Genomic DNA, 24,775 nt, shown 5'->3' on the forward strand with positions numbered 1-24,775 from the left:
CCTAGGGAGTGGGCGGTGCGTCCATCTGCGCGGCTCGACTTCGCGCGGGAACGACGACCTGGAGGGCGTTGCGATCGACCTCGAACGTCGCCGGCGTGCTGGCGGCGATCTCGCCGTCCAGGTTGACCTCCATGGGCTCGTCGGTGACCACCCGGATCCGCCGACCGGTCACGTGATGGACCCGCTCGTGCTCGATCAGGTGACCGCTGCGCAGGAGTCGGGCGACCGACACGTGGTCGCGCAACCGTCCCTGCTCCACGGCGTACACGTCGAGCAGGTGGTCGTCGATGGAGGCGTGGGGGCGACGGTGAGCCCCCCGCCGTAGTGTCGCCCGTTGCCCACGGCCAGCTGCATCAGGTGGTCGAGCTCGAGGACGGTCCCGTCGTCGACCTCGAGCCGTGCGGAGAACGGCCGGTGCGAGCGGTACGCCGACAGCGTCGCCGCCGGGTAGGCGAACCGCCCGAGGCGTCGCTTCAGCGACGGCGTCAGACGGCGGGTCACGGCGACCGACAACCCGACCGAGGCGACGTTCACGTAGGCACGCCCGTCGACCCGGCCCAGGTCCACGTCGACGACCTTGCCGTCGACCAGGGTGGCGATCGCCAGGTCGAGGGCCGAGGGGATCTCGAGGGTGCGCGCGAAGTCGTTGGCGGTGCCCAGCGGCAGCACCCCGAGGGCGGTCCCCGTGGGAGCGACGAGGCCCGCGGCGCTCGCGACGGTGCCGTCGCCTCCGCCGACGACGAGCAGGTCCGGCTGGATGCTCATCGCGGCCCGGAGAGCCTCCATGAGCTGACGACCGCCCTCCACGGCGTGCACGGACACCTCGTCCGCGACCGGTCGCAGCGCGGACTCGAGCAGGGGGACGGCACGGGCCCCGGTGCGGGAGGCGGTGTTGACGACGACGGCGACCCGATCGGTGCGTGGGCGGCGCGGCAGCTGGAGTGGCATTCGGTCGACGGTAGCCCGGAGGGTTGGGTGCACCTTGTGGGCGACCTGTGCCCCGGCTGTGCGGCTAGGTCGTGTCCGGTTCGGGTGGTGCCTCCACGCCCTCGGCCTCATCCCTGTCGGCCCACGCGAGGAGCGGCGCGATGTCGAAGGGGTGGGCGTCGATGTCGGCGTGCAGGTCGCCGATCGAGGCGAAGCGCTCGGGCATGGAGAAGATCGTGAAGTCGTCGGGCTCGCAGTCGTCGACCTCGTCCCAGCCGATCGGCGCGGAGACCCGGGCCTCGGGCACGCCGCGCACCGAGTAGGCGGCCGCGATCGTGTGGTCGCGTGCGTTCTGGTTGTAGTCGACGAACAGCTGCGCCGGGTCACGGTCCTTGCGCCACCACGCCGTGGTGACCTCGCCGCCGGCACGCCGCTCGACCTCGCGCGCGAACGCCAGCGCACCGCGGCGTACGTCCTGGAAGCCGTGGTCGGGCGGGATCCGGACATAGACGTGCAGACCGGTCCCGCCGCTGGTCTTGGGGAAGCCGACCGCACCGAGCTCGTCGAGCACGTCGTGGGCGACGTGGGCGACCCGCTGGACCGTCGCCCAGTCACACTCGGGGCCGGGATCGAGGTCGATCCGCCACTCGTCGGGCTTCTCGGTGTCGTGGCGACGGCTGTTCCACGGGTGGAACTCGACCGTCGACATCTGCACGGCCCAGATCACGCTCGCCAGCTCGCTCACGCACAGCTCGTCGGCCGTGCGCTTCCACCGCGGGAAGAACAGCTGCACGGTCTCGACCCACTCAGGGGCGCCCGCCGGCAGGCGCTTCTGGTGCACCTTGTCGCCGGCGAGCCCCTGGGGGAAGCGGTGCAGCATGCACGGCCGCTCGAACAGCGCGTTGACGATCCCGTCACCCACCGCGAGGTAGTACTCGACGAGGTCGAGCTTGGTCGCCCCCGACGCCTGGCGATCGGTCGGCGGGAAGTAGACCCGGTCGGGGTTGGTCACCTTGACGACGCGGTCGTCGACCTCGATCTCGATGAACGGCGACGCCATCCGAGGAGCCTAGCGGCGGTGGCTACTGCTCGGCACCGGCCTCGACGGGCACGCCGGCCTGGTCGGCCCCGGCCGCGTCGGCGCCGGCGGCCTTCTGGTCGGCCTTCCCGCCCGACTTCTGGTCGCTCTGGTCGCCGGCCTTCTGGTCAGCCTGCTGACCCGGCTTCTGGTCGCTCTGGTTCCCTTGGTCGCCTTGGTCACCCGGCTGCTCCTGCGGCACAGCGGGAGGAGCGACGGTCACGGTGACCGGCTCGGACCAGCCCTGGTCGGCGTACTGGCTCTCCGGACGCTGCCAGCGGAACTCCGTGGTCTGCTCGACGGGCACGGCGATACGTGAGACGCCGTCCGGGTCGGCGAGCACGGGCGGCCCGACGGGTCGCCAAGCGCCACCGGGCGTTCGGGACTCGAGCACGAGCGGGTCACCGGTGAGTCGGCCGCCGGCGTCGGCGACGCGTCCGGTGAGGGCGACCTGCTCGCCCGCGGTGGCCTGCTGCTTCTGCGCGCCGGCGACGGTGGTGAGGCTGATGCCCTCGAAGTCGAGGGTCGAGCCACCTGCCCGGATCGCGTCGAGGTTGAACGGCCGGCCGTCGCAGCCGAACCCGGTGACCACGAATCCTCGACCGTCGCCGTTGCTGGCGGCGAACGCGGCCGGGGTGGCGCTGCCGGCGTCGGACACGGGAGCGCGGGAGGCGAGGTCGACGAGCTTCCAGTCGTAGGTCAGCGAGGCCGTGGAGACCTGCGACCACGAGCCCGCGGCGACGTCGACGTCGGACCGGCCGACCCACGCGGTGCCGGCCGGACTGGTCGAGGTGACGGTCACGATGTAGGAGACACCGCGGGCGCCGCCGGTCGCGGCGACGGAGAGCGACGAGTCGGCACCGGCCAGCGAGCCGAAGGTCGAGTAGGGACCGGAGGCGCTGCCCTGCCCCGCGGGCACGAGACCGAGCGAGCGGCGGCCCATGGGCGCTGCGTAGGGGCCAAGGTTGATCCGCGACTGCGCCGCCGCACCCTGACCGAACACGTCGGAGCAGCTGACGTAGGTCATGAAGACGTCGGGATCGCCCGTGGTCGGACCGGACAGCGTCCGGGACCCGTCGGCATGGGCCGGGACGGCCATCAGGCTCGTGCCCAGCGTGGATGCCAGCGTCGCCGCAGCGACGGCTGACAAGGTGGTGCGCAACCGCATTCTCTTCCTGCTCCCCGTGACACGTCACACCCCGTCGGTGCGATGAGCTGAGTCCATCATGCTTGGCTACACAAGGGTTGTGAACACATGACGCGCAGATGAAGGCGGAATGTTGCCTGCGCGTCGGATGTCCCCGCGACTGGTTACGTTGTCGCCATGTCGCTGAGGGGTGCTGACTTCCCGCGCCATCCCGTGCGCCGGGTGGAGGCGAGGACGGGCCACGACCTGGTCTCCGACCACTACCCGGCATCGATCCCGGCGGTGGCGCAGCTGCTCGCCGCGGGCCTCGACCTCGAGCCCGGCGTCACCTTCCTCGTCGGCGAGAACGGTTCGGGCAAGTCGACGGTCGTCGAGGCGATCGCCACGGCGTTCGGCCTCTCCCCCGAGGGGGGCAGCACGCACTCCATGCACGCCACCCGACCCACGGAGTCGTCCCTCGGCGGTGCCCTTCAGCTGGTGCGGGGAGCCGGGGCGACCAAGTGGGGCTTCTTCCTCCGCGCGGAGACCATGCACGGGTGGTACTCCTACATCGAGGACCACCCGAAGACGTCAGGTGAGCCGGATCCGGAGTTCCACGCACTCAGCCACGGCGAGTCGTTCCTCGCCGTGCTGGAGTCACGGTTCACCGGCAAGGGATTCTTCTGCCTCGACGAGCCCGAGGCCGCGCTGTCGTTCTCCTCGACGCTCGGCCTGATCGCGGCCCTGCAGCGGGTCGTCGCCCGCGGCGGCCAGGTGCTCTGCGCCACCCACTCCCCCGTGCTGGCCGCGATGCCGGGTGCCCGGATCCTCGAGGCGGGTCCGTGGGGCCTGCGCGAGAGCGCGTGGGAGGACCTCGACCTGGTCGACCACTGGCGTCGCTACCTCGCGGAGCCGTGGGCCTACCTCCGTCACCTGCGAGACGACTGAGCCCCGGGCGTTCCTCAGGCCAGCGCGCGGCGACGCAGGGTCGCGGCGAACATCGCGTCCGTGCCGTCACGGTGCGGCCAGAGCTGGAAGCGATCGACCTCCTCCACGTCGTCGCGACGGCCGACCACGGCCTCGACGACCTGCACCGTCTCGGTGAGCACCGGCGAGCAGGTCGCGTAGACCACCACCCCACCCGGACGGACCGACTCGAGCGCCACGTCGAGGAGCACCTGCTGCAGCCCCACCAGCACCTCGACGTCCTCCGGCGTACGCCGCCAGCGCGACTCGGGGCGCCGGCGCAGGGCGCCCAGTCCCGAGCAGGGTGCGTCGACGAGCACGCGGTCGAAGGTGCCCGGGACCCAGGCGGGCCTGGTCCCGTCACCCGCCAGGACGTGGACCGCCTCCGGTGGCACCGCCCGGACCGCGGAGGCCACGAGCGCGGCCCGGTGCGGCTGCCGCTCGTGGGCGACCAGGGTCGCGCCGCGTCGGAAGGCCAACGAGGCCAGCAGCGCTGCCTTGCCGCCGGGACCGGCGCAGAGGTCCAGCCAGCGCTCGTCGCGACCCGCCAGAGGAGCGTCGGCCATCGCGAGGGCCACGAGCTGGGACCCCTCGTCCTGCACACCGGCACGCCCCTCGGCGACCGCCGCGATGTCACCGGGGTCGCCACCGTCGAGCACCACGCCGTAGGGCGAACGGCTGGTGCGGGTGCCGCCCGCGGCCTCGAGCTCCGCGACCTCTGCCAGCCCGGGCCGGGCGACCAGGGTCACGCGCGGTGGAGCGTTGTCGGCCGCGAGGAGCCGGCCGAGCTCGTCGTCGGACCCGAGGGCCTCGGCGAGCTCGTCGACCACCCAGCGGGGGTGCGACTCCGCGACGGCGAGGTGGTCTCGCAGATCGGTGTCCGGCGCGGGTGCCACCTGCTCGATCCACGTGCCCCGGTCCTGACGGCTCACCTTGCGCAGGACCGCGTTGACCAGCCCCGCCGGTCCCCGGCCGACCGTGGCACGGACGAGGTCGACACTGGTCGAGATCGCGGCATGGTCGGGCACTCGCATGGCGAGCAGCTGGTGGACCCCGAGCCGCAGCACGTCGCGGACCTCGGGCTGCAGTCGCGGCTTGGTGAGGCACGCGTCGATGATCGGGTCGTAGAGGCCGTGCATCCGGATCGCCCCGGACGCCAGCTCGGTCGCGAGACCGGCGTCGCGGCCCTCCAGCCGGTGCTTGCGCAGCACCTGCGGGAGGACCAGGTTGGCGTACGCCCCGTCGACCCGGACCGCGGTGAGCACCTCGAGTGCGGCGCGCCGCGGACGGTCCACCGGACGGCGGCCTGCCGGGGACCTGTCACTCACCGAAGTGCTCCCGCACGAGCCTCTTCGGTGCCTTGGCGGCCCAGGCCTCGGTGAGGATCTCGGCGAGCTCGGCGCGGGTGATCTCTCCCAGCCGGGACTGCTGCACCAGGACTGCGCTGTGCCTCCTGAAGTGCTCGATGGTGAAGAACGGGTTGGTGTCGTCCTCGACGAGCGCGTGCTTCTCGACCTCGGTCGGCGTCGTGACCACCACGAGGTCCTCGTAGGGCTCCCCCGTCTCCGGGTCGATCGCGGTCGGGCCCGGTGCGCGGTAGAGCAGGAAGCCCTTGCCCTTCGCGCCGCGCGGCACCTTCCACGTCGGGCGGTCGCCCCAGGAGGTGCCGAGCTCGGTCTCGGGCAGCCCGGCGCAGATCTCGTCGATGTCCTCGGGGCGCGCGGGTCGCTGGTCGTGGGTGCTCACCCGTCCGAGCCTAGGCGCGCGCCGGACTCGAGACGCACGCCGCGGGCCCAGTCCGCGGCGGCCATCTCCTTCTTGCCGAACGGCTTGACCACACCCAGCTGCACGGCACCGGTGGCGGTGCCGACGAAGACGGCGTTCTTGGTGACCTCGAGGACGCCGGGCGCGAGCGCGTCACGCTCGACGAGGGTGAGGGGGCCGATCTTGATCCGCTCGCCCTCGAAGGTGCTCCAGGCACCGGGCGCCGGGTGGCACGCGCGGACCTGCCGATCCACGCCGACGGCCGGGTGCGTCCAGTCCACGCGAGCGTCGTCGACCAGGATCTTGGGGGCGAAGGAGACGCCGTCCGCCTCCTGCTCGCGCGCCTCCAGGCGGCCGTCCTCGATGCCGTCCAGGGTCTGCACGAGCAGCCCGGCGCCGCCGGTGGCGAGCCGGTCGAGCAGGTCGCCGGCCGTGTCGCTCGGCCGGATCCGCTCGGTCATCACGCCGAAGACCGGACCGGCGTCGAGCTCCTTGACGATGCGGAACGTGGTGGCCCCGGTCAGCTCGTCGCCGGCCCACAGGGCGTGCTGCACGGGCGCCGCGCCGCGCCACGCCGGCAGCACCGAGAAGTGCAGGTTGATCCATCCGTGCGGCACCATGTCGAGGGCCGACTGCGGGAGGAGGGCGCCGTACGCCACCACCGGGCAGGCGTCGGGGCTGAGACCTGCGAGCGCGGTCTGGAAGTCCGGGTCGCGGGGGTGCGCGGGCTTCAGCACCGGTACGCCGAGGTCCTCGGCCCGCTGCGCCACCGGACTGGCCACCAGCCTGCGCCCGCGCCCGCTCGGGGCGTCGGGTCGCGTGACGACTCCCACCAGGTCGTGCCGACTGCTGGCGACGGCCTCGAGTGCGGGGAGCGCGACCTCCGGGGTGCCGGCGAAGACGACCCGCATCAGCGACCGAGACCGAACGTCTGGTGCGGGCTGACCCGGACGGTGGGCTTCTCGACGCCGAACCACTCGGACTCGCGGATCTCCTTCATCGCGGCCTTGCGTGCGTCGGTGTCGAGCTTGTCGATGAAGAGGATGCCGTCGAGGTGGTCGGTCTCGTGCTGCATCGCGCGAGCGAGCAGCTCGGAGGCCTCGAACCGCTGGGGCTCGCCGTGCATGTCGAAGCCGGTCGCGACCACGGAGAGGGCGCGCAGGCAATCGTAGGTCAGCTCGGGCAGCGAGAGACACCCCTCGGCGCCGTCCTGGGTGTCGTCGGAGAGCTCCAGCGACGGGTTGACCAGGTGACCCACCTCGTCGTGCACGTTCCAGGTGAACACCCGCAGGCCGACCCCGATCTGTGGCGCCGCGAGTCCGGCTCCCGGGGCGGCGAGCATCGTGTCGGTGAGGTCCGTGACGAGCTGACGCAGCTCGCGGTCGAAGCTGTCGACCTCGATCGCACGCTGACGCAGCACGGGATCACCGAAGAGTCGGATGGGCTGGACGGCCACGGAGCTCCTTGAGGCTCGAGGACTGCGGGACTGGCGGAGCGACCAAGTCTAGGGAGGCGTCGGGAGGGACGTCATGGCGGTGGGCTGCCGGAGCCGCCGCGCGCCATGACGTCGTGTGTGTACGTCATGGTGGCTGGTCGCCGCAGCCGCCGGCCGCCATGACGTCGGCCTCCCAGACCCCCGGCACACGCGGTCAGAGGGTGAGGGGGTCGACCTGGATCCGCACCGGGTCGAGCTTGCGTGCCGACCGGAGGCGCTGCAGGTCGCCGAGAGCCGCGGACAGGGCCGGACCCCGAGTCCACGGGACCCGCAGGATCACCCGGTGCTCGTCGTCGACGGGCACCGGCCCGAGGACCTCGGCACCGTCGGGGAGGTCGAGGAGGTGCAGCACGTCGTCGAGCGCACCGAGGTCGCCGGTCACGGTGGCCAGACGCGCCGCAGGTGGCAGGTGGGCCTGGACCCGCTCCTCGATCTCGCGGCGGGCGAAGCCGGCCGGGTCCCACCGCACGAGCGCCTGCAGGGCGGGATGGGCGGGGTCGCCCACCGCCACCACGTGTCCGCCGGCGCGCACGAGCGCGGCCGCGTTGGACCAGCGACGCAGCGCCTCCTCGTCGGCGCGGAGGTCGTCGCGGGCCAGGGTGAGCCAGGTGTCGAGGACGACCACCGCGGTGTAGCCGTCGTCGGCGACCGGCTCCGCGCCCACGGTCGCGACCACGATGTCGGGAGAGGTGCCGACCCGATCGAGCACGCGCTCGCCGCTCGAGCTGCGCACCGTCGTGCCGGCGAACGTCCGACCGAGCTCCTCGGCCGTGCGCGCCTCGCCCCGCACCGGGGCCCGCAGGCCCCGGCCACCGCAGGTCGGGCAGGCCCAGGCCGACGCGACGTGGCCGCACCACCGGCAGTGCGGCGGGACGGTCGGTCCGGACAGGGCGAGCGGACCCGTGCACACCGTGCACCGCGCGGGTGCCCGGCAGGTGTCGCAGGCCAGCGAGGCGGCGTACCCGGCGCGTGGCGTCTGCACCAGGACCGGTCCGGACCCCAGCCCGGTGCGGATCGCGTCATAGGCCGCGCGCGGCACGCGGGTGCCCACCTGGCGGTCCTCGGCCGGCACCGCCTCGACGCGCGCCCGTCGTCGCAGCACCGCCCGCGGGGTGAGGAGCTCGTGCGCCCAGCTCGACGACAGCAGCTGCTGGGCCTCCGCGCTGCGGGCCACGGCCCCGACGAGCGCTGCGGCCCGCTGCTGCTCCGCACGGGCGAGGAGGACCTCACGCGTGTGGGGATAGGGCGCACGGGGCTCGGCGTGGAGGTCGTCTCCGTCGTCCCAGATGACGACGAGGCCCAGGTCGCGCACCGGCGCGAAGGCCGCGGAGCGGGTGCCCACGACGACCCGGCGTGCTCCCCTCGCGACAGCCAGGAAGTCTCGGTAGCGCGCGGCAGGGCCACCGTCGGCGGTCAGGCAGACGTGGTGCCCCTCGCCCAGCAGCGCGAGGACAGCTGCGTCGACGCGGGTGACGTCGCGGCGGTCGGGCACGCACACCAGCACGCCCTGCCCGGCGGCGTACGTCGTCGCGACCACCTCCGCGACCATCGCCGGCCAGTCGTCGGCGGGAGCCGCGGACCAGACCGCCCGCGGCGACTCCCCCGCCGCCAGGCGGCGGAGGAAGGCGTCGGCGTGCGCGACGTCGCCCCAGCTCGTCGGCTCGACGGCGGCGGAGAGCGTCGGCGCGGGAGCAGAGCCGGCCTTCTCGGCGGTCGCGTGGCGCGGCGGCACGGCGAGGCGCAGCACGTCGGAGCGGGCGCCGGCGTACCTCCGGGCGAGCGTCTCGCTCAGCGCGACGATCTCGGGTGCCAGCACCGGCTCCGGGCTCACGACGCGGCGCAGCGGCTGCAGGCGACCGGTGTGGTCGCTGTCGCTGGCGCGCTCGACGACGAACCCGTCGACGTCCTGGCCGGCGAAGCGCACCTTGACGCGTGCTCCCGGGACGGCCGTGTCGGCCATCGTGGTGGGGACGGCGTAGTCGAACGGGCGGTCGAGGTGGGCGAGGGCGATGTCGACGAGCACCCGCGCCACCGGGTCGACCTCCGCCGGCTCCCAGGACGCCGCCGTGCGTCGCCTGGTGGCCGCGGCCCTGGCCTTCGCGTCGTCGACGGCAGCGCGAAGCCCCGGGAGCATGTCTGCTTCCGGGGCTTCGCGTGAGGTCATGCGGGTGATTCTGTCAGCGGCCCCCGACACCTGTCGGGCCCCTGTGGACGAACGGGACCGGCTCAGACGCCGGCGGCCGCCTTGAGCTTCTCGGCGCGGTCGGTGCTCTCCCAGGTGAACTCCGCGAGCTCGCGGCCGAAGTGACCGTAGGCCGAGGTCTCGGCGTAGATCGGGCGGAGCAGGTCGAGGTCGCGGATGATCGCGGCGGGGCGGAGGTCGAAGACCTCGAGCACGGCCTCCTGGATCCTCTCGTCGGCCACGACGCCGGTGCCGAAGGTCTCGATGAACACGCCCACCGGCGCGGCCTTGCCGATCGCGTAGGCGACCTGGGCCTCGCAGCGACGGGCCAGGCCCGCGGCGACGACGTTCTTGGCGACCCAGCGCATGGCGTAGGCGGCCGAGCGGTCGACCTTCGACGGGTCCTTGCCGGAGAAGGCACCGCCGCCGTGCCGGGCCATGCCGCCGTAGGTGTCGACGATGATCTTGCGGCCGGTCAGGCCCGCGTCGCCCATGGGGCCACCGATGACGAAGGTGCCGGTCGGGTTCACCAGCATCCGATAGCCCTCGGACGGCAGCTCGAAGTCGGCGAGCACGGGGTCGATCACGTGCTGCTTGATGTCGGCCTCGAGCTGCGCGTGCTCGACGTCGGGACCGTGCTGGGTCGACAGCACGACGGTGTCGATGCGCACCGGGCGGTCGTCCTCGTCGTACTCGATGGTGACCTGGGTCTTGCCGTCGGGGCGCAGGTAGTCGAGCGTGCCGTCCTTCCGCACTGCGGTGAGGCGCTGGGCGAGGCGCTGCGCGATGGTGATCGGCAGGGGCATCAGCTCGGGGGTGTCGTCGCAGGCGTAGCCGAACATCAGGCCCTGGTCTCCGGCGCCGCGCTTGTCGAGCTCGTCGTCGGAGGAGCCGACCCGCGACTCGTGACCGGCGTCGACACCGGCGGCGATGTCGCTGGACTGGGCACCGATGGCGACCTGGACGCCGCAGGTGGTGCCGTCGAAGCCCTTGTCGGAGGAGTCGTAGCCGATGTCGAGGATCGCCTTGCGGACGATGTCGGCCACCGGGGCGTACGCCGTCGTGCGCACCTCGCCCGCGACCACGACGAGGCCCGTGGTCAACAGGGTCTCGACCGCCACGCGCAGGTTCTCGCGGTCGGCGTCGTGCGACATGAGGTAGTCGAGGACGGAGTCGCTGATGCGGTCGGCGATCTTGTCGGGGTGTCCCTCGGTCACGGACTCGGAGGTGAACAGGCGTCCAGCCACGGTGCTCTCAATTCTTCTGCGGAACGGGATCGGGAAAAACGTACCTGCTGACCAGCATCCAAGACGCAGGTCTCAGTCAGCGAATCGCCGGGCGACCTGGTCCCAGATGACGTGGGCGAGCGCGCTCTTGGACCCGCGCGGCACGTCGACGGCGTCGCCGTCGGCGGACAGGACGACCGCTTCGTTGTCGGCGCTGCCGAAGACGGCGCCTCCGCTCACGTCGTTGACGACCAGCAGGTCGCAGCCCTTGCGGGCGAGCTTGGCGCGCCCGAGCTCGAGCACCGAGCCGGTGTCGTCGCCGGTCTCGGCGGCGAACCCCACGATCACCGATCCCGGTCGGGCTCGTTCGCGCGAGATCTCGGCCAGGATGTCGGGGTTCTGCTCCAGCTCGATCGCCGGTGCCGAGCCGTCGCCGGCCTTCTTGATCTTGGCGTCGCTGACCGACGTGGGCCGGAAGTCGGCGGGCGCGGCAGCCATGACGACGGCGTCGGCGGTCGACGTGGCCGCGACGACGGCCTCGCGCAGCTGAGCGGTCGTCTCGACGCGTACGACGCTCACGCCGGCGGGGTCGGGCAGCGTCACGTTGGCGCTGACCAGCGTGACGTGGGCGCCACGGGCGGCGGCGGCCCGGGCGAGGGCGTAGCCCTGCAGCCCCGAGGAGCGGTTGCCGAGGAATCGCACCGGGTCCAACGGCTCGCGGGTCCCGCCCGCCGAGACGACGACCTTCCGACCCGCGAGGTCCTGCGAAGCCTCCGGGCCTCGGTCGAGCACGCCCAGCACGAGCTCGAAGATCTCGACCGGGTCGGGGAGCCGGCCCTTGCCGATGTCGGCGCCGGTGAGCCGCCCCTCGGCCGGGTCGATGACGACCACGCCTCGCGCGCGCAGGGTGGCGACGTTGGCCTGGGTGGCCGGGTGGTCCCACATCTCGGTGTGCATCGCCGGGGCCAGGACGACCGGACAGCGAGCGGTCAGGAGCGTGTTGGTGAGCAGGTCGTCGGCCAGTCCGTGGGCGGCCTTGGCGAGCAGGTCTGCCGTCGCCGGGGCCACCACGACCACGTCGGCCTGCTGGCCGATGCGCACGTGGGGCACCTCGTGGACGTCGGCCCACACCTCGGTCGAGACCGGCTTGCCGGACAGCGCCGCCCAGGTCGGCGCCCCGACGAACTCCAGGGCCGCGGCCGTGGGCACGACGGTCACGTCGTGCCCCGACTCGGTGAAGCGGCGCAGCAGCTCGCAGGCCTTGTAGGCCGCGATGCCGCCCGAGACGCCCAGGACGACCCTGACGGTCATCGCGAGCTCCGCGTCACTCCGTGGCGTCGCCGGCGGCAGCGGCCTCGGCAGCGGCGGCCTCGGCGGCGGGGTCGATGTCCTCGCAGGTCAGCAGGTCGTCGTTGATCTCGCGGAGCGCGATCGAGAGCGGCTTCTCCTGCACGTGGGTGTCGACGAGGGGGCCGACGTACTCCAGGAGGCCCTCGCCGAGCTGGGAGTAGTAGGCGTTGATCTGGCGGGCACGCTGGGCGCTGTAGAGCACCAGCTTGTACTTGCTGTCGGTCTTGCTGAGCAGGTCGTCGATCGAAGGGTTGGTCACGCCTTCGGCGGCGATGGTGGGAGAAGCCACGGTGTGGGTGCCTCGCTAGTCAGGTCGGTCAGGAAGGTGATGCCGGTCCAACCATCAAGGCTACCAACTCGTCGGCTGCCGCGTGAACTTCGTGGTTGACGATGGTGACGTCGAACTCGCTCTCGGCGGCCAGCTCGGCCCGCGCGGTCTCCAGGCGACGCTCGCGCTCGGCCTCGCTCTCGGTGCCGCGACCGACCAGGCGGCGTACGAGCTCCTCCCACGACGGCGGCTTGAGGAAGACGAACAGCGCCTCGGGCATCGTCTCGCGCACCTGTCGCGCGCCCTGGAGGTCGATCTCGAGCATGGCCGGGTGCCCGGACGCGAGGGCGAGGTCGACCGGGCCGCGGGGCGTGCCGTAGCGGGCGGCCTTGTGGACCACGGCCCACTCGAGCAGGTCGCCCTTGTCGACCATGGCGTCGAACTCCTCGTCGGAGACGAACCAGTAGTGCACGCCGTTCTCCTCCCCGGGACGGGGCGGGCGGGTGGTGGCGGAGACCGACAGCCACACCTCGGGGTGCGTCTCGCGCACGGCGGCGGCCACGGTGCCCTTGCCCACGGCCGTGGGACCGGCGAGGACGATCAGCCGCGAGCGGCCGGTGGAGGGCGCAGTGACAGGGCGGGCGTCGGGACGGGCGTGGGGGTGGGCGTCGGTCACGATGCGTCGGGGCCGAACTCACGCTCGAGCGCGGCGACCTGCTTGACCCCGAGCCCGCGGACCCGGCGGCTCTCGGCGATGCCGAGGCGCTCCATCACCTGGCGCGCGCGGACGCGGCCCAGGCCCGGGACCGACTGCAGCAGCTCGACGACCCGCATCTTGCCGATCACCTCGTTGGTCTGACCCTCGTGCAGCACGTCGAGGATGGAGCCGCCGGAGTTCTTGAGGCGGTTCTTCACCTCGGCCCGCTCGCGACGGGAGGCCGCCGCCTTGTCGAGGGCTGCCTGGCGCTGCTCGGGCGTCAGAGGGGGCAAGGCCACGAATGCTGTCCTTTGGGGTGGGTCCGGCGGAGGGTCGGCTCAATCTAGCCAGATCGTCAGCGGGCAGGCAATCGCGTGCGCCAGATGCCGTCCAGGAGGTGATCTGCGTGACAGGAGCGATCCGCCCGGGTCGTCACCTCACCACGATCGTCCGCGTGTCGATCTCGGGACCGTCGCTGCCGTTGTCGATGCCCACCGGATCATCGGTGAGGGCCTGGACGACGTAGGTCCCGGGCTCCCAACCGGAGGTGTCCAGGACGTGGCGCCAGGGCCACAGGCGACCGCAGCACTGCTCGGCCGTCGCCGAGTCGTCGTGCACCCGCCTTCCGGACTCGTCGAAGGCCCGGATGGCGACGGTGCCCTCGAAGGACTCCGCGAGGCCGGACAGCGCCACCTCGCCCTGGACGCGTGCGCCCTCGGCCGGGGCGAGGATGTCCACGCGGCTGAGCACGCCGCCGTGGTCGGCGGCGAGGTAGGTGGCGCCGGGCCCCGTCGCCGGCACACCGAGCAGGTCGGTGACGGGGTCGCCCCGACGACCGACGTGGAACCTCACGGGCGCCGCGATCCCGCCGACCGACTGCAGGGTCCACACGACCTGCTGGATCGCGAGATGGGCCTCCCGCATCGTGGTGCCGGCGGGGCGCTCCGTGCTGCGGACGTCGGGAAGGCGTACGTCGTAGTAGCCCTCGTCGCCGTCCCACCACAGCCGCACCGCGACGGGTGCGCCGGTGCGCCACAGCGAGGTGTGGTCCGGATCGGCCGGCGCCCCTGACGTCGCGGCGCGCGCCGCGGCCAGCAGGTCCTTGCGGCCCGCGAACGACGTCTGCTCGGCGAAGAGCAGCAGCTCCCCCGTCCGCGCTCGCGGCCCGGCGACGTAGACCAGGCCGCGGGTGCCGGGCGGTGGCGGGCTCTGGGCTGGCGCAGCCGCGTCGTCCCGGGGGGCGGCGCTCGGTGGGGCGGAGGTGGGGGTGCTGCTGGGGTCGCTGGCGGGCGGGGAAGTGCTGACGGGCCCCGAGGGGATGCACCCACCCAGGACGACCAGCATCCCGCACACCACGGCCGCCTGCGTGCGAGGACCCATCGTGCGGGTCCGTCCTCGTCGTGTGTCCACAGTGGTGGGACGAGCTGGCGACCCGGCCGGTTGACGTCTCAGCGCGAGAGAGGCGTGCCGCAGACGTCGAGGGCCTGCTGCTCGACCGCTGCCATCGCGGCGACGGTCCGCTCGGACCCGACCTCGCGGGCAGCCGCCTCGATCTCGCCCTGCGCGGTCTGGTCGACCCCGGCCGGCGGCTTCTCGGCCGAGTACGCCGACGGGTCGACGCCGTTGTCGCCCAGCGCCTGCTGCAGGTCCCGCAGCGGGACGATGACGTCCTCCCAGTCGTCGGCGATGTCGCGCGGCGCCTTCGACGCCAGGTCGTCGTACGCGTCGAGCGCGTCGAGGACGGCGCCCGAGTCGTCCGAGGCGGCGATCTCCGTGAGCTCCCCCTGGTGCGCCTCGACGGCCCGGCAGTAGGTCTCCTGCGGGTCGCTCGAGCAACCCGCAGCGAGCAGCGCGACGAGGGACAGGACGGCAGCGGGAGGTCGCAGCCTCACGCGCCGAGTCCCTGCACCGCCTCGGTCCCGCGGAGTGCGGCGTCGCGGAGCGCGGTGACGTCGGGGCCGGCGCGCAGCACCTCGCGCGAGGAGCTCGGCAGCGCCCACCGGGCCGCGGCCCCCAGGATCCGCTCCAGGTCGGCCGTCGTGCCGCCCTGGGCGCCGAAGCCGGGCATCAGGAGGGGGCCGTTGATGTCCAGGTCCTCCTCGGTCGCGCCGATCGTGGCGCCGACGACCGCACCGAACGAGCCCACTGGCAGCGCCCCGGCGTTGGCCGCGCGCAGGTGGTCGAGCACGGTCGCGGCGACGGTGCGCGCGGCGGTGCGGGCGTGCTGCACCTCGGGGCCCTCCTTGTTGGAGGTGAGGGCGAGGACGAAGAGGCCCGCGCCGTGCCGGCGACAGGCGTCGAGCATCGGGTCGAGCGAGCCGAAGCCGAGGAAGGGGCTGGCGGTGAGGGCGTCGGAGGCCAACGGCGACGACGGGTCGAGGTAGGCGTCGGCGTAGGCCTGGCTGGTCGAGCCGATGTCGCCGCGCTTGGCGTCCATCAGGACCAGCGCTCCAGCGGCCCGGGACTCCGCGACGACCCGCTCGAGGACCGCGATGCCGCGGCTGCCGAAGCGCTCGTAGAAGGCGCTCTGCGGCTTGACCACGCCCACCACCGGCGCGACGGCCTCCACGACGGTCAGGGCGAAGCGCTCCAGCGAGGCCACGTCGTCGCCGAGACCCCACTCCTGGAGGAGCGCGGCATGGGGGTCGATGCCGACGCAGAAGCGACCCCGCTCCTCGATGGCGCGGGCGAGGCGGGTGCCGAACGGCTGGCTGGACGCGGTCATGGGGTCTCCTCTGCGAGGTCCGCCCGGAGCCGGGCGACGGTGGTGGGGTCGTGGAGCAGCGCGGTGCCGACCTGGACCGCGAGGGCGCCCGCGTCCAGGTAGGCGCGGGCGGAGGCGAGGTCGCGTACGCCGCCGCTCCCGACCGTCGGCACGTCAGGCAAGGCCGCACGCACGGCCGCGACGCAGCGCAGCGCGATGGGGGCGATCGCGGGGCCGCTGAGGCCGCCGGCGCGGCCGTCGGGGAACGCGGCAGGCACGGAGTTGCCGATCACCACGGCGCTCGCGCCGGCCTCGTGACAGGCGCGGGCACCCTCGACGATCCGGGACACGTCGGGGCGGAGCTTGGCGAGCAGCGGGCGGTCGGAGGGGAACTCCCGGCGCACGGCCGCGACGACGCTGGCGGAGTGGTAGGGCTCGCGCACCTCGAACAGGCCGGTGCCCGCGTCGTCCGGCGCACCCACGTTGACCTCGAGCCCGACGACGCCCGGCGCGCGGCTGAGGCGGCGCGCCAGGTCGGCGTACTCCCCCAGCGTCGCTCCCGCGATGGACACGGTCACCTGCACGCCGGCGCGCACGAGCCACGGCAGCTCGGTGGCGAGGAAGTGCTCGAGACCCGGGTTGGGGAGGCCGACGGCGTTGACCAGGCCGCCGGGCACCTCCGCGACGCGCGGGGCGGCGCCGCCGGGGCGGGCGTCCAGGGTGATCGAGCGGGTGACGAGGTGGAGCCCGGCGATGCCCGCGGCGCCGGCGAAGGCCTCGAGCTCGCGCCCGGTGCCGCCGCAGCCCGACGCCACCATCACGGGACCGGGGAGCTGCGCGCTCACAGGTCGTCCCAGCGGACGCGGTCGCCGCGCACGACGGGGCCCTCGGTGCAGGCACGGACCACCCGGGCCACCCCGTCCTCCCCCACGACCGGGAGCGGGCAGCCGTGGCAGAGCCCGGTGCCGCAGGGCGTCCACGTCTCGACCGCCACCTGGCTCCAGGCGCCGACCCTCTCGGCGGCGGAGGCGGCTGCGCGGAGCACCTCGTGGGGTCCGGCGGCGTAGACCACGTCGGCCTCGCTCCTGGCGAGCAGGTCGCCGACGTGGTCGCCGACCCGGCCGCGCAGACCGACGGAGCCGTCGGCGGTGAGCACGGTGACCGACCGGGCCGAGCGGCGCGCCTCGAGCGCGGACAGGAGCCGTGACTCGTCGGGGGCGGAGACGACGAGCGAGACCGCGCAGCCGCGCTCGCGCAGCCGCTCGGCGAGCGGGAACAGCGGCGCGGCGGCGTAGCCCTCGCCGACGAGGAGGCATGAGACCGCCTCCTTGGGCAACGCGAAGGGACGCCCCAGCGGCCCGGTGATCGCGATGCGCGTGCCCACCGGCTGCGCCGCGAGCCATCCCGACCCGTCGCCGCGCCGCTCCACGACGACGTCCAGCGTCGGTCCGAACGCGCTGGAGGCACGCACCCGGTGGATCCACAGCGCGCGGCGGGCGACGTGGCCGGCGACGCTGACCGCGACGAAGTTGCCGGCCCGGAAGCCCTCGGGCACGCCGGGTGCGGTCAGGGTGAGGTGCTGGTAGCCGCCGATGCGCTTGGTGGCCACCACCTCGCCGTCCACGTGGACCGGGTGCCCGGACCCGTGGACCGCCCCGCCGACCGCCGCCTCAGGCATCCGTGGCGAGCCCCTTCACGATCCTCCGCGGCCACAGCGGACCCTCGTAGACGAAGGCGGTGTAGCCCTGCAGCAGGTCGGCGCCCGCGGCGAGTCGCCGGCGCGCGTCGTCGACGGTGCTGATGCCGCCGACGCCGACGAGGGTGAGGTCGGGGCCGACGCGCCCGCGCAGCAGGCGCACGACGTCCTCCGACCGCTGCGTCAGGGGCCGGCCGCTGAGCCCGCCCGCGCCGATGCCCTCGACCTCACCGGCAGGGCTGGCCAGGCCGTCGCGGCTGATCGTGGTGTTGGTGGCGATGATCCCGTCGAGCCCCGAGGCCAGGGCGAGGTCGGCGACCGCGAGCACGTCGTCGTCGCTGAGGTCGGGAGCGATCTTGACCAGCAGCGGCACCCGGTGGTCGGGGCGCACCTCGTCGGCTCGACGGCGTACGGCGGCGAGCAGGGGCTCGAGCTTCTCGACGGCCTGGAGGTCGCGCAGGCCCGGGGTGTTGGGCGAGGAGACGTTGACGACGAGGTAGTCGGCGTAGGGGGCCAGCAGACCGGTCGACTTCTCGTAGTCGCGGACGGCGTAGTCCTCCGGCACCACCTTGGTCTTGCCGATGTTCACCCCGAGGATCGTCGAGCCGCCGCCGGCCCGCCACGCCGCAAGCCGTCGTGCGACGACGACGGCACCGTCGTTGTTGAAGCCCATGCGATTGACGATCGCGCGGTCGGCCTTGAGACGGAACAGCCGCGGGCGCGGGTTGCCCGGCTGCGACTCACCGGTCACGGTGCCGACCTCGACGTGACCGAACCCGAGGGCGGCGAGACCGTCCATGCCGACGGCGAACTTGTCGAAGCCGGCCGCCAGGCCGAGCGGGTGCGGGAAGGTCAGGCCGAGCGCCCGCACCGGCATCGAGGGCAGGCGGAGGGTGCGGCCCGTCACCGGAGCCGCCACCCGGATCGCGCGGGACGCGACGTGGTGGATGCGCTCGGCGTCGACCCGGGTCAGGCCCTGCTCGAAGAGCAGGTCGTAGGGACGCACCATCACAACGTCCGGCTGTCGGCAGCGAGCCGTGCCCAGTCCTGCAGCGACCGCACACCGATGTCGCCGCGGCGCATCGCCTCCAGCCCCTGCACGGCGGCACCCAGGCCCTGGATGGTCGTGATGCACGGGATGTCGGTCAGCACGGCGGCCGTGCGGATCTCGTAGCCGTCGGCCCGCGGAGACCCCCCGCTGGTGGCGCCGTGGGGCGTGTTGATCACCAGGTCGACCTCGCGGTCCAGGATCTTGCCCACGATCGTCTTCTCACCGTCGGGACCCTCGCCCTCGGACTGCTTGCGCACGACGGTCGACTCCACGCCGTTGCGACGCAGCACCTCCGCGGTGCCGGCGGTGGCGAGGATCTCGAAGCCCATGTCGGCGATCTGCTTGACCGGGAAGATCATGTGGCGCTTGTCGCGGTTGGCGACCGACACGAACACCTTGCCCGACAGCGGCAGCGATCCGTAGGCCGCGGCCTGCGCCTTGGCGAACGCGGTGCCGAAGACCGCGTCGAAGCCCATCACCTCGCCGGTCGATCGCATCTCGGGGCCGAGCAGCGCGTCGACCGTGCGGCCGTCGGCGGTCTTGAAGCGGTCGAAGGGCATGACCGCCTCCTTGACCGCGATCGGCGACCCGTCGGGCAGGTGCCCGCCGTCGCCCTCGGCCGGCAGCACGCCGGCCGTGCGGAGCTCCGCGATCGACTCCCCCAGCATCACCCGGGCGGCCGCCTTCGCGAGGGGGGTCGCGGTCGCCTTCGAGACGAACGGGACGGTCCGGGACGCGCGCGGGTTCGCCTCGAGGACGTAGAGCACGTCGGAGGCCAGGGCGAACTGGATGTTGAGCAGCCCGCGCACGCCGAGGCCGCGCGCGATCGCCTCGGTCGAGCGGCGGATCCGCTCGATCTCCTCGCGCCCGAGCGTGATCGGGGGCAGTGCGCAGGACGAGTCGCCGGAGTGGATGCCGGCCTCCTCAATGTGCTCCATCACCCCGCCGAGGAAGAGCTCCTCGCCGTCGAAGAGCCCGTCGACGTCGATCTCGACCGCGTCGTCGAGGAACCGGTCGACGAGCACCGGCTGGCGCTCGTTGATCAGCCCGTTGGCGACGTACTTCTCGAGGTAGGCCTCCAGCGCGGCATCGTCGTAGACGATCTCCATGCCGCGCCCGCCCAGGACGTAGGACGGTCGGACCAGGACCGGATAGCCGATCTCGTGGGCGATCCGCTGCGCCTGGGGGTACGACGTCGCGGTGCCGTGCTTGGGCGCGGGCAGGCCGGCGTCGGCGAGGACGCGACCGAAGGCGCCGCGCTCCTCGGCGAGGTGGATCGCCTCGGGCGTGGTGCCGACGATCGGCACGCCCGCGTCGGCGAGCCCCTGGGCGAGGCCGAGCGGAGTCTGGCCGCCGAGCTGGCACACGACGCCCGCGACGGGGCCGGCCTGCTGCTCGGCATGGACGATCTCGAGGACGTCCTCCAGCGTGAGCGGCTCGAAGTAGAGCCGGTCGGAGGTGTCGTAGTCGGTGCTGACCGTCTCGGGGTTGCAGTTGACCATGATCGTCTCGTAGCCGGCCTCGGCCAGCGCGAGCGAGGCGTGCACGCAGCTGTAGTCGAACTCGATGCCCTGGCCGATGCGGTTGGGCCCGGAGCCGAGGATGATCACGGCCTGCTTGCCCTCCGCGCGCGGCTGCACCTCGGTCTCCTCGTCGTAGGACGAGTAGTGGTACGGCGTCTGGGCGGCGAACTCGGCCGCGCAGGTGTCGACCGTCTTGAAGACCGGCCGGATCCCGAGCGCGTGCCGCACGCCGCGGATGACGTCGGCGGAGAGACCGCGGATCTTGCCGATCTGCTCGTCGGAGAAGCCGTGGCGCTTGGCCAGGCGCAGCAGCTCCGGGGTGAGCTCGGTGGCGTCGATGAGCTGGACGGCGACCTCGTTGATCAGCGCGAGCTGGTCGACGAACCACGGGTCGATCCTGGTGGCCTCGAAGATCTCCTCGGGCGTCGCGCCGGCCCGGATGGCGTCCATGACCTTCTTGAGGCGGCCGTCGTGCGGGACCTTGATCTCCTCGAGGAGCGAGGCCTTGTCGAGCTCGACGAACTCCTTGTGCCAGTCGAAGGGCGCGTGCTTGCTCTCCAGGGAGCGCAGCGACTTCTGCAGCGCCTCGGTGAAGTTGCGACCGATCGCCATCGCCTCGCCGACCGACTTCATGTGCGTGGTCAGCGTCGGGTCCGCCTCGGGGAACTTCTCGAAGGCGAAGCGCGGCACCTTGACCACGACGTAGTCGAGCGTCGGCTCGAACGACGCCGGGGTCTCCCGGGTGATGTCGTTCTGGATCTCGTCGAGGGTGTAGCCGATCGCGACCTTGGCCGCGATCTTGGCGATCGGGAAGCCGGTCGCCTTCGAGGCGAGGGCCGACGACCGGGAGACGCGCGGGTTCATCTCGATGACGATCAGGCGCCCGTCGGCCGGGTTGACGGCGTACTGGATGTTGCAGCCACCCGTGTCGACGCCGACGGCCCGGATGATCGCGATCGCGAGGTCGCGCATCTTCTGGTACTCCCGGTCGGTGAGCGTCAGCGCCGGTGCCACGGTGATCGAGTCGCCGGTGTGGACGCCCATCGGGTCGAGGTTCTCGATGGAGCACACGATCACGCTGTTGTCGGCGCGGTCGCGCATCACCTCGAGCTCGTACTCCTTCCAGCCGATGATCGACTCCTCGAGGAGCACCTCGGTGGTCGGGCTGGCCGCCAGGCCGGAGCCGCCGATGCGGCGCAGGTCGGCCTCGTCGTAGGCCATGCCGGAGCCGGTGCCGCCCATCGTGAACGACGGACGGACCACCATCGGGTAGCCCAGCTCGTCGGCCGCGGCGAGCAGGTCGTCCATCGAGTGGCAGATGACGCTCTTGGCGGACTCGCCACCCAGCTGCTCGACGATCTTCTTGAACTGCTGGCGGTTCTCGCCGCGCTCGATCGCCTCGATCGAGGCGCCGATCAGCTCGACGCCGTACTTCTCCAGCACGCCGGCCTTGTCGAGGGCCATCGCGCAGTTGAGCGCCGTCTGGCCGCCGAGGGTGGCGAGCAGTGCGTCGGGTCGCTCCTTGGCGATGACCTTCTCGACGTACTCCGGCGTGATCGGCTCGACGTAGGTGGCGTCGGCGAACTCGGGGTCGGTCATGATCGTGGCGGGGTTGGAGTTGACCAGGACGACCCGCAGGCCCTCCTGGCGCAGCACCCGGCAGGCCTGGGTGCCGGAGTAGTCGAACTCGCAGGCCTGGCCGATGATGATCGGCCCCGAGCCGATGACCAGGACGCTCTGGATGTCGGTGCGCTTGGGCATGTCAGGCGTCCTTCCTGCCGGACGTCGAGCTCGTCATCAGGTCGACGAAGCGGTCGAAGAGGTAGGCGGCGTCGTGCGGACCGGCCGCGGCCTCGGGGTGGTACTGGACGGAGAAGCTTCGCAGCGCCCCGTCGGCGTCGCGGAGCTCGAGGCCCTCGACCACGTCGTCGTTGAGGCACACGTGGCTGACGGCGACCTCGCCGAACTCGGTGGTCGTGGCGCCCTCGAGCGGGGCGTCGACGGCGAACCCGTGGTTGTGGGCGGTGACCTCGACCTTGCCGGTGGTGCGGTCCATCACCGGCTGGTTGATCCCGCGATGGCCGTACTTCAGCTTGTAGGTGCCGAACCCGAGAGCGCGGCCGAAGAGCTGGTTGCCGAAGCAGATGCCGAAGTAGGGGATGCCGGCTCGCAGCGCGCCCTGGAGCAGCTCGACCTGTCCGGTCGTCGCGGCCGGGTCGCCGGGACCGTTGGAGAAGAACAGCCCGTCGGGGCTGACGGCCTGCACGTCCTCGAGCGACGCCGTGGCCGGCAGCACGTGCACCTCGATGCCGCGCTCGCTCATCATCCGCGGGGTGTTGGCCTTGATGCCGAGGTCGACCGCGGCGACCGTGAAGCGCTTCTCGCCGACCGCGGGGACGACGTACGCCTCGGCGGTGCTCACGGCCTCGCTGAGGTTGGCGCCCGCCATCTCGCCCGACTCGAGCACCCGGGCCAGCAGGCGCTCGGGGTCGGTCTCGGTCGTGGAGATCCCGACCCGCATGGCGCCGCGCTCGCGCAGGTGGCGGGTCAACGCACGGGTGTCCACGCCGCTGATCCCGACGACGCCCTGGTCGCGCAGGTCGTCGTCCAGGGTGCGCACGCTGCGCCAGTTGGACGGCACCCGGGCGGGGTCGCGCACGACGTAGCCGGCGACCCAGATGCGCGAGGACTCCACGTCCTCGTCGTTCATCCCGGTGTTGCCGACGTGCGGCGCGGTCATCACGACGACCTGCCGGTGATAGCTGGGATCGGTCAGCGTCTCCTGGTAGCCGGACATGCCGGTGGAGAAGACGGCCTCGCCGAAGGTCTCACCCTCGGCTCCGAAGGACTCACCGCGGAAGGTGCGCCCGTCCTCGAGGACCAGGAGCGCTGCGGTCAGATTCTTGGCAGGCAGAGCCATGCCGTACCTCCTTCTCCGCCTCACGGGACGGATCGTTAAAGGATGTTCGAGCCGGAGCCGACCCTACCAGCGCCGGACGCCTCCTCCGGCACCGCGTCCACGCGTCGTCACCACGGCGTCAGGGCGAGCTCCGGCCCCTCCCAGCGGCGCCGCAGCCACCGGTCGTGCGAGGCCAGGACCACACCGCCCGGTGAGCTGGCCAGGGCCTCCTCGAGCTCGCCGGCGAGAGCGAGCGACACGTGGTTGGTGGGCTCGTCGAGCAGGAGCAGGTCGGGCGCCGCCGCGATCGCCACCGCGAGGCCGAGGCGTCGGCGCTGACCGACCGAGAGGCTCCCGACCGGTGTCCGGTGCTCGCGGGGGTGCAGCAGACCCAGGTCGCGGAGGCGGGGCGGGTCGGCGAGATCGCGCACCGCGGCGTCGTACGTCGCCAGCGCGGAGCGCGTCGGCTCGGTGACCTCCGGGTCCTGGGTGAGCTCGCGGACCGTCCGCGCGGACACCTCGACCGTGCCGGCGCTCGCCTTCAGCCGCCCGGACAGGACGCCCAGCAGCGTCGACTTGCCCGACCCGTTGGGTCCGGTGAGGAGCAGGTGCTCCCCCGCCGCCAGGTCCAGGCGCGCGAGGCGCATCCGGCCCGTGACCTCGACGTCGCGCGCCTGCACCAGCCGTCCGGACGCCGACGTGGTCAGGTCGCCGCGGAAGACGAGCGGCGCCGGCGGCTTGCCGACCTGCTCGCGCTCGGCCGCCGCCAGGCGCCGCTGCGCGTCCTTCTTGCGCCGGGCGAGGGTCTGCTCGACGCGGGCGCCCTTGAAGGCATGGATGAACTTGTCCCCGTCGCTCGGACCGCGGTCGTGAGCGACCGAGCCGGTGCCGATCCGCGTCGCGTCGCGCAGCCGGCCGAGCTCCTCCTGCTGTGCGGCGTAGGTCTCCTCCCAGCGACGTCGTGCGTCGGCACGGGCCGCCTCGTAGTCGCTCCAGCCACCACCGAACCGGCGCCCACCGCTGCCGTCCGTGCCGAGCTCGCCCGCGTCGAGGTCCACCAGGTCGGTGCACGCGTCGTCGAGCAGCACCCGGTCGTGACTGGCGAGCACCACGACACCGGGCAGGTCGCGGAGGAAGCCGGTGAGCACCTCGATGGCCTCGTCGTCGAGGTGGTTGGTCGGCTCGTCGAGCAGCAGGCAGGTCGGCCTGGTCGTCATGATCGTGGCGAGGGCGAGGCGGGTGCGCTGGCCACCGGACAGGGTCCCGACGACGCGGTCCGGTGCGATGCCGTCGAGACCGAGCCGACCTGCGGCCACCTCGGCACGCCGGTCTGCGTCCCACGCGTCGTGCGCGGTCGCGAGCTCCAGCGCCCGCTCGTACGCCGCGTCGCCTTCGGGGGTGCCGAGCTCCCCGGCGAGACGCTCGACGTCGGCCACGGCCGCCCGCAGCGGGGCCAGCGTCATCGCGAGCACCTGCGCGAGGCTCGCGCTGTCGCGAAACGGTGGCTCCTGGCCCAGCAGGACCAGGTCGTCGGGGGCCTGCACGGTGCCGGAGACCCGCGCCCGGGTGGGCAGCCGACCGGCCACCGCGCGGAGGAGGATGGACTTGCCGACGCCGTTCTCGCCGACGAGGCCGATCCGACGACTTGGCTGCGCGAGCAGGTCGACGCCGGTCAGCACGGTCCGGTCGGGATAGGTCACCGACAGGCCGCTGACGACGAGCGGGGCGAGGGAGGTGGCGGGGGTGGTCGCTGGCATGCGGACGTCCTTCGAGGAGCGGGAGAGGGACTCGCCGGGCCATCGGGCGCACACGGGGCGCCGCCG

General features: G+C 73.0%; 22 protein-coding genes and 1 pseudogene. 1 reads left to right on the forward strand and 22 read right to left on the reverse strand.

The features are described from left to right. Position 1: 1 nt before the first annotated feature. The 3 genes and pseudogenes from IEZ25_RS07675 to IEZ25_RS07685 all read right to left on the reverse strand — a co-directional run bounded on the left by IEZ25_RS07675 (position 2) and on the right by IEZ25_RS07685 (position 3,167). Positions 2-1,059, reverse strand: a pseudogene (locus IEZ25_RS07675) (lipid kinase). Continuing rightward, complete coding sequence (gene ligD / locus IEZ25_RS07680) at positions 1,013-1,987, reverse strand: non-homologous end-joining DNA ligase (RefSeq protein WP_191198830.1); 975 nt, start codon at positions 1,985-1,987, stop codon at positions 1,013-1,015. Before ligD ends, IEZ25_RS07675 begins: the two are co-directional and overlap by 47 nt. A 22-nt stretch (positions 1,988-2,009) precedes the next feature. Continuing rightward, positions 2,010-3,167 carry a single stranded DNA-binding domain-containing protein gene (locus IEZ25_RS07685; RefSeq protein WP_191198831.1) on the reverse strand — a complete coding sequence of 386 codons (1,158 nt, stop codon included), beginning with the start codon at positions 3,165-3,167 and terminating at the stop codon, positions 2,010-2,012. 162 nt (positions 3,168-3,329) lie between these two features. Here IEZ25_RS07685 and IEZ25_RS07690 point away from each other — a divergent pair, with 162 nt between their 5' ends. Next, complete coding sequence (locus IEZ25_RS07690; protein ID WP_191198832.1) at positions 3,330-4,079, forward strand: AAA family ATPase; 750 nt, start codon at positions 3,330-3,332, stop codon at positions 4,077-4,079. Between the two features lie 14 nt (positions 4,080-4,093). Here the strand turns inward: IEZ25_RS07690 and IEZ25_RS07695 are convergent, their stop codons facing one another. The 19 genes from IEZ25_RS07695 to IEZ25_RS07785 form a co-directional block, all read right to left on the reverse strand. After that, a complete protein-coding gene (locus tag IEZ25_RS07695; protein WP_318152105.1) occupies positions 4,094-5,392 on the reverse strand; it encodes an RsmB/NOP family class I SAM-dependent RNA methyltransferase in 1,299 nt (432 codons plus the stop codon). 25 nt (positions 5,393-5,417) lie between these two features. Next, positions 5,418-5,843, reverse strand: a complete 426-nt coding sequence (locus IEZ25_RS07700; protein WP_191198834.1) for an MmcQ/YjbR family DNA-binding protein — start codon at positions 5,841-5,843, stop codon at positions 5,418-5,420. Continuing rightward, on the reverse strand, positions 5,840-6,772 hold the full coding sequence (gene fmt, locus IEZ25_RS07705) for a methionyl-tRNA formyltransferase (protein WP_191198835.1): 933 nt from the start codon (positions 6,770-6,772) through the stop codon (positions 5,840-5,842). Before fmt ends, IEZ25_RS07700 begins: the two co-directional genes overlap by 4 nt. Beyond that, positions 6,772-7,317, reverse strand: a complete 546-nt coding sequence (def, locus tag IEZ25_RS07710) for a peptide deformylase (RefSeq protein ID WP_191198836.1) — start codon at positions 7,315-7,317, stop codon at positions 6,772-6,774. Before def ends, fmt begins: the two co-directional genes overlap by 1 nt. 193 nt (positions 7,318-7,510) lie before the next feature. Further along, the gene (locus IEZ25_RS07715; RefSeq protein WP_191198837.1) at positions 7,511-9,520 is read right to left on the reverse strand and encodes a primosomal protein N'; all 2,010 of its coding nucleotides are present in this window, start codon (positions 9,518-9,520) and stop codon (positions 7,511-7,513) included. 62 nt (positions 9,521-9,582) lie between these two features. Then, the gene (metK, locus tag IEZ25_RS07720; protein WP_191198838.1) at positions 9,583-10,785 is read right to left on the reverse strand and encodes a methionine adenosyltransferase; all 1,203 of its coding nucleotides are present in this window, start codon (positions 10,783-10,785) and stop codon (positions 9,583-9,585) included. 72 nt (positions 10,786-10,857) lie between these two features. Continuing rightward, positions 10,858-12,075 (reverse strand): bifunctional phosphopantothenoylcysteine decarboxylase/phosphopantothenate--cysteine ligase CoaBC, encoded by a 1,218-nt coding sequence (coaBC, locus tag IEZ25_RS07725; RefSeq protein WP_191198839.1) that lies wholly within the window; start codon positions 12,073-12,075, stop codon positions 10,858-10,860. A gap of 13 nt (positions 12,076-12,088) precedes the next feature. Continuing rightward, a complete protein-coding gene (gene rpoZ, locus IEZ25_RS07730) occupies positions 12,089-12,403 on the reverse strand; it encodes a DNA-directed RNA polymerase subunit omega (RefSeq protein WP_191198840.1) in 315 nt (104 codons plus the stop codon). A 28-nt stretch (positions 12,404-12,431) separates the two neighbouring features. Then, positions 12,432-12,986, reverse strand: coding sequence for a guanylate kinase (gmk, locus tag IEZ25_RS07735; RefSeq protein WP_224748727.1), 555 nt, complete (start codon positions 12,984-12,986; stop codon positions 12,432-12,434). Between the two features lie 68 nt (positions 12,987-13,054). Beyond that, the gene (gene mihF, locus IEZ25_RS07740; protein WP_179620612.1) at positions 13,055-13,378 is read right to left on the reverse strand and encodes an integration host factor, actinobacterial type; all 324 of its coding nucleotides are present in this window, start codon (positions 13,376-13,378) and stop codon (positions 13,055-13,057) included. A gap of 133 nt (positions 13,379-13,511) precedes the next feature. After that, positions 13,512-14,459, reverse strand: coding sequence for a Gmad2 immunoglobulin-like domain-containing protein (locus IEZ25_RS07745; RefSeq protein ID WP_191198841.1), 948 nt, complete (start codon positions 14,457-14,459; stop codon positions 13,512-13,514). A gap of 68 nt (positions 14,460-14,527) precedes the next feature. After that, a complete protein-coding gene (locus tag IEZ25_RS07750) occupies positions 14,528-14,971 on the reverse strand; it encodes a hypothetical protein (protein WP_191198842.1) in 444 nt (147 codons plus the stop codon). Next, positions 14,968-15,804, reverse strand: coding sequence for an orotidine-5'-phosphate decarboxylase (gene pyrF, locus IEZ25_RS07755; RefSeq protein ID WP_191198843.1), 837 nt, complete (start codon positions 15,802-15,804; stop codon positions 14,968-14,970). Before pyrF ends, IEZ25_RS07750 begins: the two co-directional genes overlap by 4 nt. After that, positions 15,801-16,628: a beta/alpha barrel domain-containing protein gene (locus tag IEZ25_RS07760; RefSeq protein ID WP_191198844.1), complete on the reverse strand. Its 828-nt coding sequence runs from the start codon at positions 16,626-16,628 to the stop codon at positions 15,801-15,803. Before IEZ25_RS07760 ends, pyrF begins: the two co-directional genes overlap by 4 nt. Beyond that, positions 16,625-17,461 (reverse strand): iron-sulfur cluster-binding protein, encoded by an 837-nt coding sequence (locus IEZ25_RS07765; RefSeq protein ID WP_191198845.1) that lies wholly within the window; start codon positions 17,459-17,461, stop codon positions 16,625-16,627. Before IEZ25_RS07765 ends, IEZ25_RS07760 begins: the two co-directional genes overlap by 4 nt. Continuing rightward, the gene (locus IEZ25_RS07770; RefSeq protein ID WP_191198846.1) at positions 17,454-18,488 is read right to left on the reverse strand and encodes a quinone-dependent dihydroorotate dehydrogenase; all 1,035 of its coding nucleotides are present in this window, start codon (positions 18,486-18,488) and stop codon (positions 17,454-17,456) included. Before IEZ25_RS07770 ends, IEZ25_RS07765 begins: the two co-directional genes overlap by 8 nt. Beyond that, positions 18,488-21,814 (reverse strand): carbamoyl-phosphate synthase large subunit, encoded by a 3,327-nt coding sequence (gene carB, locus IEZ25_RS07775; RefSeq protein ID WP_191198847.1) that lies wholly within the window; start codon positions 21,812-21,814, stop codon positions 18,488-18,490. The genes IEZ25_RS07770 and carB overlap by 1 nt, the downstream gene beginning before the upstream one ends. Before the next feature lies 1 nt (position 21,815). Further along, complete coding sequence (gene carA, locus IEZ25_RS07780) at positions 21,816-22,973, reverse strand: glutamine-hydrolyzing carbamoyl-phosphate synthase small subunit (RefSeq protein WP_191198848.1); 1,158 nt, start codon at positions 22,971-22,973, stop codon at positions 21,816-21,818. Positions 22,974-23,080: 107 nt separating this feature from the next. Next, the gene (locus IEZ25_RS07785; protein ID WP_191198849.1) at positions 23,081-24,709 is read right to left on the reverse strand and encodes an ABC-F family ATP-binding cassette domain-containing protein; all 1,629 of its coding nucleotides are present in this window, start codon (positions 24,707-24,709) and stop codon (positions 23,081-23,083) included. Positions 24,710-24,775 lie beyond the last annotated feature (66 nt).

The sequence above is a fragment of the Nocardioides hwasunensis genome, assembly GCF_014779665.1.
GTDB classification, from domain to species: Bacteria; Actinomycetota; Actinomycetes; order Propionibacteriales; family Nocardioidaceae; genus Nocardioides; species Nocardioides hwasunensis.

What these genes read in the sequence shown, in the direction of transcription:
- IEZ25_RS07785 (WP_191198849.1), bottom strand. Translation starts at nt 24,709, where the DNA reads ATGCCAGCGACCACCCCCGCCACCTCCCTCGCCCCGCTCGTCGTCAGC.
- carA (WP_191198848.1), bottom strand. Translation starts at nt 22,973, where the DNA reads ATGGCTCTGCCTGCCAAGAATCTGACCGCAGCGCTCCTGGTCCTCGAG.
- IEZ25_RS07690 (WP_191198832.1), top strand. Translation starts at nt 3,330, where the DNA reads ATGTCGCTGAGGGGTGCTGACTTCCCGCGCCATCCCGTGCGCCGGGTG.
- ligD (WP_191198830.1), bottom strand. Translation starts at nt 1,987, where the DNA reads ATGGCGTCGCCGTTCATCGAGATCGAGGTCGACGACCGCGTCGTCAAG.
- pyrF (WP_191198843.1), bottom strand. Translation starts at nt 15,804, where the DNA reads ATGACCGCGTCCAGCCAGCCGTTCGGCACCCGCCTCGCCCGCGCCATC.
- carB (WP_191198847.1), bottom strand. Translation starts at nt 21,814, where the DNA reads ATGCCCAAGCGCACCGACATCCAGAGCGTCCTGGTCATCGGCTCGGGG.
- IEZ25_RS07770 (WP_191198846.1), bottom strand. Translation starts at nt 18,488, where the DNA reads ATGGTGCGTCCCTACGACCTGCTCTTCGAGCAGGGCCTGACCCGGGTC.
- IEZ25_RS07765 (WP_191198845.1), bottom strand. Translation starts at nt 17,461, where the DNA reads ATGCCTGAGGCGGCGGTCGGCGGGGCGGTCCACGGGTCCGGGCACCCG.
- coaBC (WP_191198839.1), bottom strand. Translation starts at nt 12,075, where the DNA reads ATGACCGTCAGGGTCGTCCTGGGCGTCTCGGGCGGCATCGCGGCCTAC.
- IEZ25_RS07715 (WP_191198837.1), bottom strand. Translation starts at nt 9,520, where the DNA reads ATGACCTCACGCGAAGCCCCGGAAGCAGACATGCTCCCGGGGCTTCGC.
- IEZ25_RS07745 (WP_191198841.1), bottom strand. Translation starts at nt 14,459, where the DNA reads ATGGGTCCTCGCACGCAGGCGGCCGTGGTGTGCGGGATGCTGGTCGTC.
- fmt (WP_191198835.1), bottom strand. Translation starts at nt 6,772, where the DNA reads ATGCGGGTCGTCTTCGCCGGCACCCCGGAGGTCGCGCTCCCCGCACTC.